The organism is Paraburkholderia sp. BL23I1N1 (genome assembly GCF_003610295.1).
Taxonomy (GTDB): Bacteria; Pseudomonadota; Gammaproteobacteria; order Burkholderiales; family Burkholderiaceae; genus Paraburkholderia.
Genome location: NZ_RAPV01000001.1, coordinates 1,463,026 through 1,477,131 on the forward strand (window position 1 = coordinate 1,463,026; position 14,106 = coordinate 1,477,131).

At 62.9% G+C, this 14,106-nt stretch carries 12 protein-coding genes; 4 read left to right on the plus strand and 8 right to left on the minus strand.

Going from position 1 to position 14,106, the window contains the following annotated elements:
- Positions 1-31: 31 nt before the first annotated feature.
- Positions 32-574, plus strand: a complete 543-nt coding sequence (locus B0G76_RS06985) for a peptidylprolyl isomerase (RefSeq protein WP_120291199.1) — start codon at positions 32-34, stop codon at positions 572-574.
- On the opposite strand, the gene B0G76_RS06990 is transcribed toward B0G76_RS06985, so the two are convergent.
- The 4 genes from B0G76_RS06990 to B0G76_RS07005 form a co-directional block, all read right to left on the minus strand.
- Positions 554-1,906 carry a hypothetical protein gene (locus tag B0G76_RS06990; protein ID WP_120291200.1) on the minus strand — a complete coding sequence of 451 codons (1,353 nt, stop codon included), beginning with the start codon at positions 1,904-1,906 and terminating at the stop codon, positions 554-556. The genes B0G76_RS06985 and B0G76_RS06990 overlap by 21 nt on opposite strands.
- Positions 1,893-4,580 carry a DNA mismatch repair protein MutS gene (gene mutS, locus B0G76_RS06995; protein ID WP_120291202.1) on the minus strand — a complete coding sequence of 896 codons (2,688 nt, stop codon included), beginning with the start codon at positions 4,578-4,580 and terminating at the stop codon, positions 1,893-1,895. The genes B0G76_RS06990 and mutS overlap by 14 nt, the downstream gene beginning before the upstream one ends.
- Positions 4,581-4,719: 139 nt before the next feature.
- Complete coding sequence (gene lplT, locus B0G76_RS07000) at positions 4,720-6,018, minus strand: lysophospholipid transporter LplT (RefSeq protein ID WP_120291204.1); 1,299 nt, start codon at positions 6,016-6,018, stop codon at positions 4,720-4,722.
- Positions 6,019-6,287: 269 nt separating this feature from the next.
- Positions 6,288-7,091 (minus strand): inositol monophosphatase family protein, encoded by an 804-nt coding sequence (locus B0G76_RS07005; RefSeq protein ID WP_120291206.1) that lies wholly within the window; start codon positions 7,089-7,091, stop codon positions 6,288-6,290.
- Positions 7,092-7,462: 371 nt separating this feature from the next.
- Here B0G76_RS07005 and B0G76_RS07010 point away from each other — a divergent pair, with 371 nt between their 5' ends.
- Complete coding sequence (locus B0G76_RS07010; RefSeq protein ID WP_120296244.1) at positions 7,463-8,299, plus strand: RNA methyltransferase; 837 nt, start codon at positions 7,463-7,465, stop codon at positions 8,297-8,299.
- 301 nt (positions 8,300-8,600) lie between these two features.
- Complete coding sequence (cysE, locus tag B0G76_RS07015; RefSeq protein ID WP_120291208.1) at positions 8,601-9,434, plus strand: serine O-acetyltransferase; 834 nt, start codon at positions 8,601-8,603, stop codon at positions 9,432-9,434.
- A 149-nt stretch (positions 9,435-9,583) separates the two neighbouring features.
- Here the strand turns inward: cysE and B0G76_RS07020 are convergent, their stop codons facing one another.
- The 4 genes from B0G76_RS07020 to B0G76_RS07035 form a co-directional block, all read right to left on the minus strand.
- Positions 9,584-10,381: a UDP-2,3-diacylglucosamine diphosphatase gene (locus tag B0G76_RS07020; RefSeq protein ID WP_120291210.1), complete on the minus strand. Its 798-nt coding sequence runs from the start codon at positions 10,379-10,381 to the stop codon at positions 9,584-9,586.
- A 47-nt stretch (positions 10,382-10,428) separates the two neighbouring features.
- Positions 10,429-10,923, minus strand: coding sequence for a peptidylprolyl isomerase (locus B0G76_RS07025; protein ID WP_054041841.1), 495 nt, complete (start codon positions 10,921-10,923; stop codon positions 10,429-10,431).
- Positions 10,924-11,076: 153 nt separating this feature from the next.
- On the minus strand, positions 11,077-11,658 hold the full coding sequence (locus tag B0G76_RS07030) for a peptidylprolyl isomerase (RefSeq protein WP_120291212.1): 582 nt from the start codon (positions 11,656-11,658) through the stop codon (positions 11,077-11,079).
- A gap of 49 nt (positions 11,659-11,707) precedes the next feature.
- On the minus strand, positions 11,708-12,436 hold the full coding sequence (locus B0G76_RS07035) for a tetratricopeptide repeat protein (protein ID WP_120291214.1): 729 nt from the start codon (positions 12,434-12,436) through the stop codon (positions 11,708-11,710).
- A gap of 256 nt (positions 12,437-12,692) precedes the next feature.
- On the opposite strand from B0G76_RS07035, the gene cysS reads away from it, so the two are divergent.
- A complete protein-coding gene (gene cysS / locus B0G76_RS07040) occupies positions 12,693-14,090 on the plus strand; it encodes a cysteine--tRNA ligase (RefSeq protein WP_120291215.1) in 1,398 nt (465 codons plus the stop codon).
- The last annotated feature ends 16 nt before the right edge of the window (positions 14,091-14,106 follow it).

Below are 14,106 nucleotides of genomic sequence, written 5' to 3' on the forward strand. Positions count from 1 at the left end.
GTATAATGTGAGTTGTATTCTGGAGAATCGAATGAAAATCGCAAAGAACACCGTCGTGTCGGTCGCCTACAAGCTGTCGGATGCGCAGGGCAATCTGATTGAAGAAAGCGACGAGCCGATGGTCTATCTGCACGGCGGCTATGATGGCACGTTCCCCAAGATCGAGGAAGAGCTCGACGGCCACGAGGCCGGTTTCGAGACCCAGATCCAGCTCGAGCCGCAAGACGCATTCGGCGAGTACGACCCCGATCTGGTGAAGATCGAGCCGCGCGATCGCTTCCCGGAACCGCTCGAAGTCGGCATGCAATTCGAAGGCACGCCGGAAGAAGGCGATGAGGATCTCGATTCGCTCGTCTATGTGGTGACCGACGTGGCGGAAGACAAAGTCGTACTCGACGGCAACCATCCGCTCGCCGGTATGGCGCTGCGTTTCGCGTTGACCGTCAAGGACGTGCGTCCGGCTACCGAAGACGAAATCCAGCACGAACACGCACATGGCGCCGACGGCCTCGAAGTCCTCGATGAAGACGACGACGAAGAAGAGGGCGACAAGTCAGGGCCCACGCTGCACTGAGCTTGCGGGCGCGCCGGGAACGTTTGAAGACGCACCCGGTGCGCGCGGCTGAACGGCCGAGGCGGGTGGGGCAGACATGGCGGGCCCATACTCGCCGCTGCCGTCGTCCGCCGGTCTATGTTGTGGCGGGTCGGGTTGCTGCTGGACCGGTTGCGGCTGCCCAGGCGTTTGCAACAACGGCGGCAACTCGGAAGCGGGACTTAACGCAGGCACGGCCGGCATCGACGCTGGCGGCTCTTCGCGCGGCGGCATGGGCGGTGCCGTGGGCATCGGCATTTGCTTCGGCACGTCGCGCACACTCACGCGGAACGGCGGTTTTCTGCCGAGATCCGCTTCAATCTGAATCCACTGGTTAAGACGATCATGCGGCGCAAGCGCGACGCGTGTGAGATTCGTCACCAGCACCCCTTTGTCATTACGTAATGGCTGATCGATCACGAAGCCGGCGCTCGCGCGTTCGTCGTCGCAATGAATCACCAGCACGGGTCCGCGGAAAATCTGCGCGAGTTTGACGAGGCTGCGTTTGAATTCCAGAAAACCGTCGCGGCGCGGATTGCGAGCAAAGCGCAGCCACGCAAAACGGTCGGGCCGTTCGTAGCGCTCCGGATCGGGGTCGCCCTGAATGAACACGACAATCGCGCGCGCGTCGCGGCGTTTGGCGTATTCGGCGGCATGTTCGAGCCAGAATGCGTTGGCGATCACGCGATCTTCGAACTCGCCGTTGCGCCCGCCCGCGGTCAGGTAGTGATTGTTCGGACTCGGTGCGTTCAGACCGACAAACACGGTATCGCCGACTTGCCAGCGCACGTTCTCCCGGAACGGACGAAAGCGCGACACTTCACTCTCTCGCGTCAATGCGATCGGATTCTGACCCATCGACGTGGAATCGGTGAACAGGGTCTGGCGCAATTGATCGAGCCGCTCGACCGGGTCAAAGCCGCCAGCCTCAGCCGTGCCGCAGTCGGCCCAGTCGTGCTGCCCCGGAATGAAGAAGAGGGCGGGCCGCGACGTTTCGAGCAGCGCGTGGCGCCGTTCGTATAGCGCATCGCGGCAGGCTTCTTTCGCGCCCTTCAGATTGCCGTCGTAGACGATGAACGATACTTCGCGGTCGCGGCTGATTGCCTCGATCAGGCGTTGCGTGGGTGCTTCGTCGGCGGGGCTTTGCATCGTGTTGGCGATGACCGCGAAGGCATAGCGCGGTGTTTCGGCGTGCGCGAGCGGAACACATGCAACAAGCGACACGAGGCCACCCGAGAGCGTCAGGGCGACGGTCAGCGCCGTGCAAAGTTTGCGCGGGCGCTGCCGGGGTCTGTGTGCGTCAATGATCGGCATCCGGCGCGGCGGCCAGTTCGTGCAGTTCGTACAGCAGATCGAGCGCTTCGCGTGGCCGTAGATCGTTCGGATCGATTGCGCGCAGACGCTCGACCAGAGCCCGCATGGCCGGCGATGCCACCGCGGATTCCGGCGCAGCGTTGCGTTTGTCGTCGGCGTCTTCGAGCAGCATGGGCATAGGGGCCGCGAACAGATCGAGTTGCGGTGCGGGTTGCGCCGCCGATTGCTGTTCGAGATGTGCGAGATGTTTGCGGGCCGCGCGGATTACCGCGTTCGGCACGCCCGCCAGTTGCGCGACCTGCAAGCCGTAGCTCTGATTCGCCGGACCCTCGTTGACCGCATGCAGGAACACGATGCCGTGCCCATGCTCGACTGCCGACAGATGCACATTGGCTGCGTGTGGAAACTCGGCGGGCAACTGCGTCAGTTCGAAGTAGTGCGTGGCGAACAGCGTATGACAGCCGTTGTGCGAGAGAAGGTGCCGCGCAATGGCCCAGGCCAGCGCCAACCCGTCGAACGTCGACGTACCGCGCCCGATCTCGTCCATCAGCACGAGGCTTTGCGGTGTCGCGTCGTTCAGGATCGCTGCCGCTTCCGTCATTTCCACCATGAAGGTCGAACGGCCGCCGGCCAGATCGTCCGCGGCGCCGATTCGCGTGAAGATGCGATCGATCGGACCGAAGGCCGCGCGTCGTGCCGGCACGTAGCTGCCGACGTACGCCAGCAGCGCGATCAGCGCGGTCTGCCGCATGAAGGTCGACTTACCACCCATGTTCGGGCCGGTGATCAGCAGCAGTTTGCGCTCAGGCGTGAGCGTGCAGTCGTTAGCGATGAACTGCTCGACCTGCGCCTCGACAACCGGGTGCCGCCCTTGTTCGATTTCGATGCCCGTATCCGGCGAAAACATCGGCGCGACCCAATCGAGTGCACGGGCGCGTTCGGCGAAAGCAGCCAGCAGATCGAGTTCGGCGAGTGCAGCGGCGACCCGCTGGCAGTCCGGGATAAAAGGCAGCAGTGCTTGCAGCAACGCGTCGTAGAGTGAGCGTTCGCGGGCCAATGCGCGTTCCTGCGCCGACAGCGCCTTGTCTTCGAACGTTTTCAGTTCCGGCGTGATGTAACGCTCGGCGTTTTTCAGCGTCTGGCGACGGCGGTAGTCGTCCGGCACCTTGTCGGTCTGACCGCGCGTGACTTCGATATAGAAGCCGTGCACCTTGTTGTACTCGACCCGCAGATTACTGATGCCGGTGCGTGCCCGTTCGCGCGTTTCGAGGTCAATCAGGAACTGCCCGCAGTTCTCCGAAATATCTCGCAACTCATCGAGTTCCGCATCGTAACCGCGAGCGATTACGCCGCCGTCGCGCACCATCGCGGATGGCTCTTGCGCGACCGCGTGCTTGAGCAGTTCGACGCACGCTTGCGGGGGTTCCAGCGACGCATCGATACGCGCGAGCGAATCCGCATTGGACGAAACGGCCGCGAGTTGCGCGCGCAGTTCGGGCAAGGCGATGAACGTATCGCGCAGACTCGACAGATCGCGAGGCCGCGCCGACAGCAGCGCCAGACGTCCGGTAATCCGCTCGATGTCGGAGATCTGCCGCAACGCGCCTCGCAGAGAGTCGACGCCTGCGCCCAGCGGTGCATCGAGCAATGCGCCTATGGCCTGCTGACGTGCTTGCGCCACGGCGGCTTCGCGCGGCGGATGATGCAGCCAGTGACGCAGCAGACGGCTGCCCATTGTTGTGCAGCAGGTGTCGAGCAGCGAACAGAGGGTGGGCGATTCCGTACCGCGCAGCGTTTCCGTGAGTTCAAGATTGCGGCGCGTGGCGGGGTCGAGCCCGATATATTCGGACTCGTATTCGACCTTCAGGCTGCGCACGTGACGCAATTGCTGACCTTGCGTGGCCGCCGCGTACAGCAGCAGCGCACCCGCCGCGCCGCAGGCCGCGGTTAGCGAATGCGCGCCGAAACCGTCGAGGCCGGCCACTTCCAGTTGGTCGCACAGACGCTGCGTGCCCGAGGCGATATCGAAATGCCAGACCGGCACGCGGGTGAGGGCGCCGGCGTTGACGGGCGGCGTCCAGCTCGCGGAGTCGGCGGACGTATCGGCCACCAGAATTTCCGCGGGACGAATCCGCTCTAGCGCGGCGGCCACCTGGTCAGGCGCAACTTCGGCGAGGCGCAATGCGCCGCTCGCCAGATTCAGCCATGCGAGCCCGACGCTCGTTGCGACGCCGCGGCGGTTATGCGCAACGCACAGCGCCATCAGGTAGACGTCGCTCTTGTCGGACAGCAGTGCTGCGTCTGTCAGCGTGCCCGGCGTGACCACGCGTACTACTTTGCGTTCGACGGGCCCCTTCGATGTAGCCGGATCGCCGATCTGTTCACAAATCGCGACGGATTCGCCGAGTTTCACCAGCTTGGCCAGATACTGTTCGACCGCGTGATGCGGCACGCCCGCCATCTTGATCGGATTGCCCGCCGACGCGCCGCGCTGCGTCAATGTTAAATCGAGCAGACGCGAGGCCTTTTCGGCGTCGTCGAAAAAGAGTTCGTAGAAGTCGCCCATCCGGTAGAACACCAGCGTGCCCGGATGATCCGCCTTGATGCGCAGGTACTGCTGCATCATCGGCGTGTGTTGTGCGACGTCATTGGCCGCTGCGGTTTGAATGCCCATCCTCGGTGTCTTCTTGCGTTAGCTGTTCAGGGCGTGAGTTTAACCTGCCGGCGCGGCGAGCGGACCCTGGCCGAACGGCCAATCCGCCGCGCAATTCACATGCCGCAAATGCCCCAATGTAAATTCACGCACCGTGCCCTCACTCTTCCACCAGCGCCCGCATATCCACCGTGCGCTCATTCACGTCACTGCGCCGTTTTGCGAGCCACATCATGAACGTGACGAAGCTGCCGAATACGACGATGATCCATTGCGCCGGCGCCTTCGCGGTGAGCAGCACCGCGTAGGCGCCGAGCATTAGCAGCACGGCCAGATTCTGGTTGAAATTTTGCACCGCGATTGAATGGCCCGCGGAGAGTAGTGTCGCGCCGCGATGCTGGAGGATCGCGTTCATCGGCACGATAAAGAAGCCGGACAGCGCGCCGAGCAGAATCATCAACGGATAGGCGAGCAGGATATAGATCGGCAGGACATACGAGCCGATACGAAGTCCGGCGCCCGCCGGAAACAGGTCCTTGTTGTAGAACGCCACGGCGATTGCTACCGCGCCGGTAAGGATGCCGATCGGCAGCACGCGCAGCGAATTGCGCAACGGAATCAGCGCGGCAGCGGCAGCCGCGCCGACGGCAATGCCGAGACCCGTGACGCCTTGCATTACCGCCGCCTTCGACAGCGACAAGCCGAGGTTCACGTTCGCCCATTTGAGCACCAGCAATTGCAGCGTGACCGCGCCGCCCCACATCAGCGTCGTGACCCACAGCGCGATCTGCGCGAGCTTGTCGGCCCACAGCACGTTGAAGCAATGATAGAAGTCACCGACCAGTTTCTTTGGTTCGGTCAAACGATTCGGATAGCGCGCGCCGGTGTCGGGAATGAAAATGTTGATCCCCGCCGCGATGGCGTACGTAAGCATGACTGCAAACATGGCCAGATCGGCGGAGGAGCGGATCAGTGGCAGATGCGCGTGCGCGACGAATTTATCGGCGAGGGTGCTGATCAGCGCGCCGCCGACCATCGTGCCGACAATGGTCGAGAGGACCGTGGCCGATTCGAGCCATGCGTTCGCCTTGACGAGTTTGTCCGCGGGCAGCAGCTCGGTGAGGATGCCGTATTTGGCCGGTGAATATGCCGCTGCGCCAAAGCCGACCACGCCGTACGCGATCATCGGATGAACGCCGGCAATCATCATCAGGCAGCCGCTCGCCTTGAGCGCGTTGGAGACGAACATGACGTGCCGCTTTTGCATCGCGTCGGCGAAAGCGCCGACGAACGGGGCGAGCAACACGTAGGAGATGGTGAAGAACATCTGCAGCAGCGGCGTGACCCAGGCGGCCGAACGGATCACCGACAGCAACGCGATGGCGGCGATTAGCAGGGCATTGTCCGCGAGCGACGAAACGAACTGCGCCGCGATGATTGTGTAGAAGCCTTTTTTCATGAAGCGGAGAGGACGCTGCGCGGAAATCTGGCGCGAAGCTGGGCGCTGCAAAAAAAACGCGCGAAACGCAGCCGGCGATCAAGCGTGCCGGTGCGGCCTTTCGCTTTGTAGCACGAACGCCTGGCGGATGCAGGCGTGCCAACAAAAAAGCGGCCGAAGCCGCTTTTCGTGTTGCCGATGCTGATGCTGATGCCGATACCGCTGCAGGCGCAGAGCCGGCTGGAAAACGGGCCCCAGCCCGGAGGCCTGAAGCCCGAAAACCCGAACCCTTAAGCCGATTGCTGGCGCGTGCGGCTGAAGCGCGACAGGATCGGGATCATCTGCGCGTAGACCTTCGGATTGCCCGCGACGATTTCGCCGACGTGCAGGAAATCCGAGTCGCCCGTGTAATTGCCGACCAGACCGCCGGCTTCCGTGATCAGCAGGCTGCCCGCTGCGACGTCCCATGGATTCAGGCCTTGCTCGAAGAAGCCGTCCATACGGCCCGCGGCGACGTTGGCCAGATCGAGCGCGGCGGCGCCCGGGCGACGCAAGCCGGCGCAGGCTTCGGTCATTTCAGCGAACTGGCGGCCGTACGCTTCGAGGCCGTCCGTTTCGCGGAACGGGAAGCCGGTACCGATCAGGCCGTCGGCGAGGCGGTCGCGCTTGGCGACGCGGATGCGGCGGTCGTTCAGGAACGCGCCGCGGCCGCGCGAAGCGGTGAACAGGTCATTGCGGGTCGGATCGTAGACCACGGACTGCGTCACGATGCCCTTGTGGGCGAGCGCGATCGACACGCAGTAATACGGGAAACCGTGGATGAAATTGGTGGTGCCGTCGAGCGGATCGATGATCCATTGATATTCGGACTCGTTGTCCGACTTGCCGGATTCTTCAGCGAGGATCGCGTGATCGGGATAGGCTGTCTTGAGCGTATCGATGATCGCCGCTTCAGACGCTTTGTCGACTTCCGTGACGAAATCGTTGTGCTGTTTCTTGCTGACCTGGATGAGATCGAGGTCGAGCGACGCGCGGTTGATGATCTGTGCTGCGCGGCGCGCGGCCTTCACAGCGATATTGAGCATGGGATGCATGAGACTGGATCCTTGTGCCGGGGCAGCACGGCTGCTTGCCGGTAAATGAGCGCGGGATGAGCGCTAATTGAGCGCCATCAAGGGGCGCGGAAACAGCACGGAACGCACGTCCGGCAAAGGACTGGTGTGTATTCCGCCAACGGAGACGAATTGAATAAGAACGAGGCGCCGGTCTGTTCATAGGCGAAAGCCGGGCGCGAATCTCGCTATTTTACCTGAGTCCGGGCGCTGCGGCAGCGGTTGCTGCCTCGCGAGCGGCTTGACGCCGATTGGCGCGTTTTGTGCGGTCGTCATACGGAATTCACGCGCAATTCGGAGCCGATGCGGGGTTGGCGCTACCATACGCGTTCTTTAGCTTGCCGAGTTTCATCGTGGACCACACCCACCATTCTTCCGATCCCGCCGTGGCGGACCTGCGCGGCGGTTTTACGTCGACGCGCTTCGTGCTCGTCGAGCCCAGCCATCCCGGCAACGTGGGCGCCGCGGCGCGCGCGCTGAAAACCATGGGTTTTTCGCGCCTCGTGCTGGTTTCGCCGCGCGTGCCGCACGTGCAAAGCGATCCGGAAGCCATCGCCATGGCGAGCGGCGCCGACGACGTGCTGGCGTCCGCACACGTCGTGCCGACGCTTGCCGATGCGTTGAGCGGCGTGCACTGGTCGATCGCGCTGACCGCGCGGCTGCGCGAATACGGGCCGCCGCAATGGACGCCGCGTGCCGCGGCTGGTGCCGCGCGTGAGCAGGCGATACATGGCGAGATTGCGCTGGTGTTCGGCAACGAGCGTACGGGTCTGTCGAATGAGGATGTCGAGCGTTGTAGCGCGCTCGCGCATATTCCGGCCAATCCGGCCTACAGTTCGCTCAATCTTGCGCAAGCGGTGCAGGTGTTGGCATATGAATTGCGCACGGCGTATTTGTCGGATGGCGAGGCAGCGCCCGCGGCTCCAGTTGCGGCTCAAGCGTCCGTAGGGCAGGGCGAGCCGGTCGATGCACGGGCGGCGAGCGACGAAATCGAAAGCATGTACGCGCATCTGCAAAGCGCGCTGGTTGCGCTCGAGTTTCTCGATCCGGCCAATCCGAAAAAGCTGATGTCGCGTTTGCGGCGCCTGTTCGCGCGTTCCGGTCTGGAGCGGGAGGAAGTGAATATCGTGCGCGGCATCGCCAAGCATATTCTGCTGAAGACCAAGCCGCCGGGTGGAGACGGTTCTTAAGAGCCACGGGCCTTGGCGGCGGCCCAGTTACCCGGCGATTCGACGGCATAGCGATCGGGCAGAGCCGAGCCACGGTCGGGCTGCGAGGTATTGCCGCCGCAGCTTTATTTCCTCTTTCACCCCGATTGCTCCCGTAATCGACGACCTTTCCAGCAGCGTGGGCTTCCGGCAGGTTTTGCGCAATCGCCCTACAATCGCTCGAAACGTTCTAAGCAAAGCTGCCGGTCTGCTATGCGGCAAGCATCCGCCACGCGTGGTGTTTCGCGCAGGCGGTCTTTTCCCTCACGACACAGTCCCTGCCATGTTCATGAGACTTCGCGAAGACATTGCCACGATCCGCGAGCGCGATCCCGCCGCCCGCAGCGCCTGGGAAGTCCTCACGTGTTACCCGGGTCTGCACGCGCTCGTGCTACACCGGCTCGCCCACGCGTGCTGGCAGGCCAGGCGCCGCTGGCTCGCGCGTTTCGTCTCGCAGATGGCGCGTTTTATGACCGGCATCGAAATTCATCCAGGCGCGACGCTGGGGCGCCGGGTGTTCATCGATCACGGCATGGGCGTCGTGATTGGCGAGACGGCGCAAATCGGCGACGACTGCACGATCTACCAGGGCGTGACGCTCGGCGGCACGTCGCTCACGCGGGGTGAGAAGCGCCATCCGACGCTCGAGCGCGGCGTGATCGTCGGAGCGGGCGCGAAGGTGCTTGGCGGCTTTACGATTGGCGCGGACGCGAAGATTGGCTCGAATGCCGTGGTCACGAAACCGGTGCCGGCAGGCGGCACGGCGGTGGGCAATCCGGCCCGGATCATCGTTCCGGCGGCGGCTTCTGTCGTGTCAGCCGCTGCGTCCAATGCACAGTCAGGCGCCGCGCGCGACGCCAAACGCACGTCCGAGCGCAGCGCATTCTGCGCATACGGCATCACACCGAATGCGGACGATCCGGTGTCGCTGGCAATTCACGGCCTGATCGATCACGCCGCCACGCAATCGAAGCGTATCGACGAAATCGTCGACGCGCTGGAGCGGCTGGGAACAAGTCTCGAAGGGCTGCAAGGCGCCGATGCGGCGTTGCTCGACTTGCGGCGCCTGTCGGCCGCGATTGCAGGAAAGGTGGAAGGCGTGGGGGCGGAGCGCTAGTCCTCCATTGGGTGCGCGGGAACATCCCGCGCGCGACGCCGGCGCATCATGTCCATTCGCGTGCGCGTGCCGGCAGAGCAAACAGCCATTCGCCGTCACCTGGCGTGGCCGATGCACACCGCCAGTCACCGGCACCTCGCCCGCGCCGATCAATCCAGCGGCAGTGCCCGAATCCCTTCCGCGTCGATCCGCAGATAACCGCCGCGGCGCTCGCCGTGGTCGAGATCCCAATCCGGCAACACCCAGCGCATGCCGTCCGGCTCGTGGTGCCGCGCCGGGCGGTGCGTGTGCCCGTGAATGATCGTGGCCGTTTTCGACGACTTGAATAAAGCAGCGACGGACTTCTTCGTCACGTCATACTTCGGCGAAACCGGGCGTGAGCGGCCTCGCTCACTTTTCGAACGCATATTCTCCGCAAGCGCCTGACGCCAACGAAACGGCCACGCGAGAAACAGCATCTGTGCCAGACGGTTGCGCGCAAAGGACCGGAAAAATTGATAGCCGCGATCCGCAGTGCAGAGACCGTCACCATGCGCGAGGGTCATACGCGTGCCGAATGCGGTGATCACGAACGGATCGGGCAGCCAGATCGCGCCGGCCGCTTTCATGAAGCGCTTGCCGAGCAGAAAATCGCGATTGCCGTGCATGATGTAGAGCGCGATGCCGCGCTCCGACAGCGTATGCAACAACGCCGCCATTCGCGTGGCGAACGGCTCGACGAGCATGTCGTCGCCGACCCAATACTCGAACAGATCGCCGAGAATGAAAACCGAATCCGCCTGCTCGGCCGTGACGCGAATGAAGTGCTCGAACGCGGCGACCGTGTGCGGACTCGCCTCGCTCAGATGAATATCGGAGAGGAAAAAAAACGGGCGTGCGGCGTGCGGGCGTTTGCCCTCGCCAGGCACGCCCGCGGCGACGCTTCGCAGCGGCGTTTCTTGCAGCATTGAAGGTGCCTGATGTCAGTTCGAACGGGTTGGCCCTTATCGGACGTTTAGTCGACGATTACCGCTTTTTCGATCACGACGTCGTCAGCCGGCACGTCCTGATGGAAGCCCTTCGAACCCGTCTTGACCTTCTTGATCTTCTCGACGATGTCCATGCCGTCGACGACCTTGCCGAACACGGCGTAGCCCCAGCCCTGCGGCGTCGGCGACGAGTGGTTCAGGAAGTCGTTGTCGTTCACGTTGATGAAGAACTGCGCGGTTGCCGAATGCGGGTCGTTCGTACGCGCCATTGCGATCGAGCCGTTGACGTTCTTCAGGCCGTTGTTCGCTTCGTTGGTGATCGGCTCGGCCGTCGGCTTCTGCTTCATGCCGGGTTCGAAACCGCCGCCCTGGATCATGAAGCCGTCGATCACGCGGTGGAATACGGTGTTGTCGTAGTGACCGGCCTTCACGTAGTTGAGGAAGTTCTCAACCGACTTCGGCGCTTTCTCAGCGTCCAGTTCGAGTTTGATGACGCCGTGGTTCGTGTGCAGTTCAACCATGATGGAATCCTTTGATGAACGGGGTGGGTAAAAGGCGTGGCCGCCCGTCATGCGAGTTGCGATGACGGCGGGCCACGCCGGGGGCATAGAGTTAATGTTGACTTCTTGTGCAGCGTGCCGGGTGCTGCTTTCTTGTTCTGCTTTGTTCTGTTCCTACTTGCCGACAACCGTGGCCGATTCGATCACGACCGCCTTCTGCGGCACGTCGCTCATCGGGCCGCGCGTGGTGGTGGGCGTGCCTTCGATCTTCTTCACGACATCCATGCCGCTCGTGACCTTGCCGAACACCGCGTAGCCGTTGCCGTCCGGATTCGGATAGTCGAGGCCGCCGTTGTCCACCGTGTTGATGAAGAACTGCGCGGTGGCCGAATTCGGATCGCTGGTGCGCGCCATGGCGAGCGTGCCCGCAGTGTTCTTCAGACCGTTACGGCTTTCGAGCGGAATCGGCGCGCGCGTGGGCTTCTCGGCGAAGCTCTGCGTATAACCGCCGCCCTGGATCATGAAGCCGCGAATCACGCGATGGAAAATCGTGCCGCTGTACTGGCCGGACTTCACGTAGTCGAGGAAGTTGGCGACGGTTTTCGGCGCCTTCTCAGGATACAGCTCGACGCGGATGTCGCCTTCCGTGGTCTTGAAGAGGACGGACGGATGCGCGGCCTGCGAACCGGACTGGGCAAAAGCGGGGGCGTTTGCGATCAGGGCGGCGCTGCCGAGCGCCAACATCAACCATTTCATGAAGATCCTCAGGGTTGGAAAAAACGTATTGGCGAAAAGTGTGACGGCCTTATCGCGACGGCGCCATATAGGGTGGCATGGCGAGCGAGCCATTCGCGCCGCCGAACTGGAAGCTCGGTGTCTGCGTCATATCCGAGGTAGCGCGCGGGGCGCTGGCCTCGACAGGCGCGGCGACTTTTTTCGCCGGCACGGAGCCCTTGGGCGGCGAGACGATTTTCTGGATGTCGACGAGGCGCTGCGTAGTGGTCGGGCTCGCCTTGCCGAGGCCCTGCGCGCGGCGATAGGCTGCATCGGCCATGCGCAGATACAGATCGCCGAGATTCTCGTACGCGAGGCCGTAAGACGGGTTCACTTTGGTCGCCGTTTCGAGCGCGGCGCGTGCTTCGTCATAACGGCCGTGCTTCGCGTAGAGCGCCGCGAGGTTGTTATACGGCTCGGGCAGCTCAGGGTACATCTGCGTGAGTTCGGTGAACGCGGTGATCGCTTCGTCGTCGCGATTCAGGTGAGCCAGCACCGTGCCGCGCTTGAACTTTGCTTGCGCGTCGTGCGGATTCGAGGCGATGCGCGCGTCGAGTTGGGTGAGCGAGGCTTGCCAGTTTTTCTGCGCGATCGACGCGTCGATCTCCGGCGTGTTGTCACGCACGGCGGGGCCCTGCGGCATCGTGGCGGCTTTCTGCGCGTACGCGCCAGCACCCGGCAAGACCGTGAGGGCGACGGCGCAGAATGCCGTCGCGGCGAGGGTCGCAGCGCTGCGCGCGCGGCCGCTGGAAGGTTTCATAGGCTCAGGTCTGGATGTTATACTCCGACCCATTCTAACAAAAGGTCTGCGCGTTCCGTCGAACCGCAAACTGTCTTTTCGCCACTCGTGGTCGTCTCCGCCTTGATCGCAGCCTGACCGCCGCACCAGGTGCACCGGTTTTGCTGTGCGTGCTGCAGTACAGAGCGGCAGTACAGGACACCCCCGCCGTCTTCTCGCGGGGTGCCTCATGCACGAAACACATTGCGGATTTCTTTCGGCCCACGCACCGTTCTCTATGGAATCACTGCGCATCTACAACACGCTCGCGCGTGACAAGCAAACTTTCGTGCCGCGGCAAGATGGCGTCGTGCGGATGTACGTCTGCGGGATGACCGTATACGACTATTGTCACGTCGGTCATGCACGCGTGATGGTCGTGTTCGACATCGTGCAGCGGTGGTTGCGCAAGCTCGGTTACAACGTGACCTACGTGCGCAATATCACGGATATCGACGACAAGATCATCCGGCGCGCAGTCGAGAACGGCGAAACGATCAAATCGCTGACCGATCGCTTCATCAAGGCGTTGCATGAAGATGCGGATGCGCTCGGCATCGAGCGGCCCGATCTTGAACCGCGTGCCACCGATTTCATCCCACAGATGCTCGGCATGATCGAGAAGCTCGAGGCGAACGGCTACGCATATCAGGCGGCCGATGGCGACGTGAATTACGCGGTGCGCAAGTTCGCGGACTACGGCAAGCTGTCGGGCAAGTCGCTCGAAGATCTGCGCGCCGGCGAACGCGTTGCCGCGAACGACGCGAAGCAGGACCCGCTCGACTTCGTGTTGTGGAAGCAGGCGAAACCGGACGAACCGGCGGATACCGGCTGGGAATCGAAATACGGGCGCGGCCGTCCGGGCTGGCATATCGAATGCTCCGCGATGGGCTGCACGCTGCTCGGCGAACATTTCGACATTCATGGCGGTGGTCAGGACCTGCAGTTTCCGCACCACGAGAACGAGATTGCGCAAAGCGAAGCCGCGACCGGAGAAACCTTCGTCAATTACTGGATGCACAACGGCTACGTACAGATCGACAATGAGAAGATGTCGAAGTCGTTGAACAATTTCTTTACGATTCGCGAAGTTTTGGCGCAGTACGATGCCGAGGTCGTGCGGTTTTTTATCGCGCGCGCGCATTACCGTTCGCCGTTGAATTACAGCGACGTCCATATCGACGACGCCCGCAATGCGCTCGCACGTTTGTACACCGCGCTGAAAGACGTCACGCCGGACGGCGCGGAGCTCGACTGGAACGAAGCGCATGCGCAGCGTTTCCAGGCAGCAATGAACGACGACTTCAACACACCGGTTGCAGTGTCGGTGTTGTTCGAGTTGGCAACTGAAGTGAACCGCACGCGCGACCCCGCGCTGGCCCGTCAATTGCGCTCGCTTGGCGCTGTGCTCGGGTTGCTCGGCCGGGAGCCGCGTGCATACCTGCAGCAGGCTGCGGGCGCCGCCGCGGAAGGCGCGCTCGACGCCGCCGCGATCGAAGCGAAGATCGCCGCGCGCGTGGCCGCCAAGCAGGCGAAAGACTATGCGGCAGCAGACCGGATCCGGGCCGAATTGCTCGAGGCCGGCGTTGCACTTGAAGACAAACCCGGCGGGTTGACTGAGTGGCGGCGCGTGTGAGCGCACCTCGTACTTC

Excerpts from the sequence above, each read along its gene's own strand:
- B0G76_RS06985 (WP_120291199.1), top strand. The coding sequence starts at position 32 with ATGAAAATCGCAAAGAACACCGTCGTGTCGGTCGCCTACAAGCTGTCG.
- B0G76_RS06990 (WP_120291200.1), bottom strand. The coding sequence starts at position 1,906 with ATGCCGATCATTGACGCACACAGACCCCGGCAGCGCCCGCGCAAACTT.
- mutS (WP_120291202.1), bottom strand. The coding sequence starts at position 4,580 with ATGGGCATTCAAACCGCAGCGGCCAATGACGTCGCACAACACACGCCG.
- lplT (WP_120291204.1), bottom strand. The coding sequence starts at position 6,018 with ATGAAAAAAGGCTTCTACACAATCATCGCGGCGCAGTTCGTTTCGTCG.
- B0G76_RS07005 (WP_120291206.1), bottom strand. The coding sequence starts at position 7,091 with ATGCATCCCATGCTCAATATCGCTGTGAAGGCCGCGCGCCGCGCAGCA.
- cysE (WP_120291208.1), top strand. The coding sequence starts at position 8,601 with ATGTTCATGAGACTTCGCGAAGACATTGCCACGATCCGCGAGCGCGAT.
- B0G76_RS07020 (WP_120291210.1), bottom strand. The coding sequence starts at position 10,381 with ATGCTGCAAGAAACGCCGCTGCGAAGCGTCGCCGCGGGCGTGCCTGGC.
- B0G76_RS07025 (WP_054041841.1), bottom strand. The coding sequence starts at position 10,923 with ATGGTTGAACTGCACACGAACCACGGCGTCATCAAACTCGAACTGGAC.
- B0G76_RS07030 (WP_120291212.1), bottom strand. The coding sequence starts at position 11,658 with ATGAAATGGTTGATGTTGGCGCTCGGCAGCGCCGCCCTGATCGCAAAC.
- B0G76_RS07035 (WP_120291214.1), bottom strand. The coding sequence starts at position 12,436 with ATGAAACCTTCCAGCGGCCGCGCGCGCAGCGCTGCGACCCTCGCCGCG.
- cysS (WP_120291215.1), top strand. The coding sequence starts at position 12,693 with ATGGAATCACTGCGCATCTACAACACGCTCGCGCGTGACAAGCAAACT.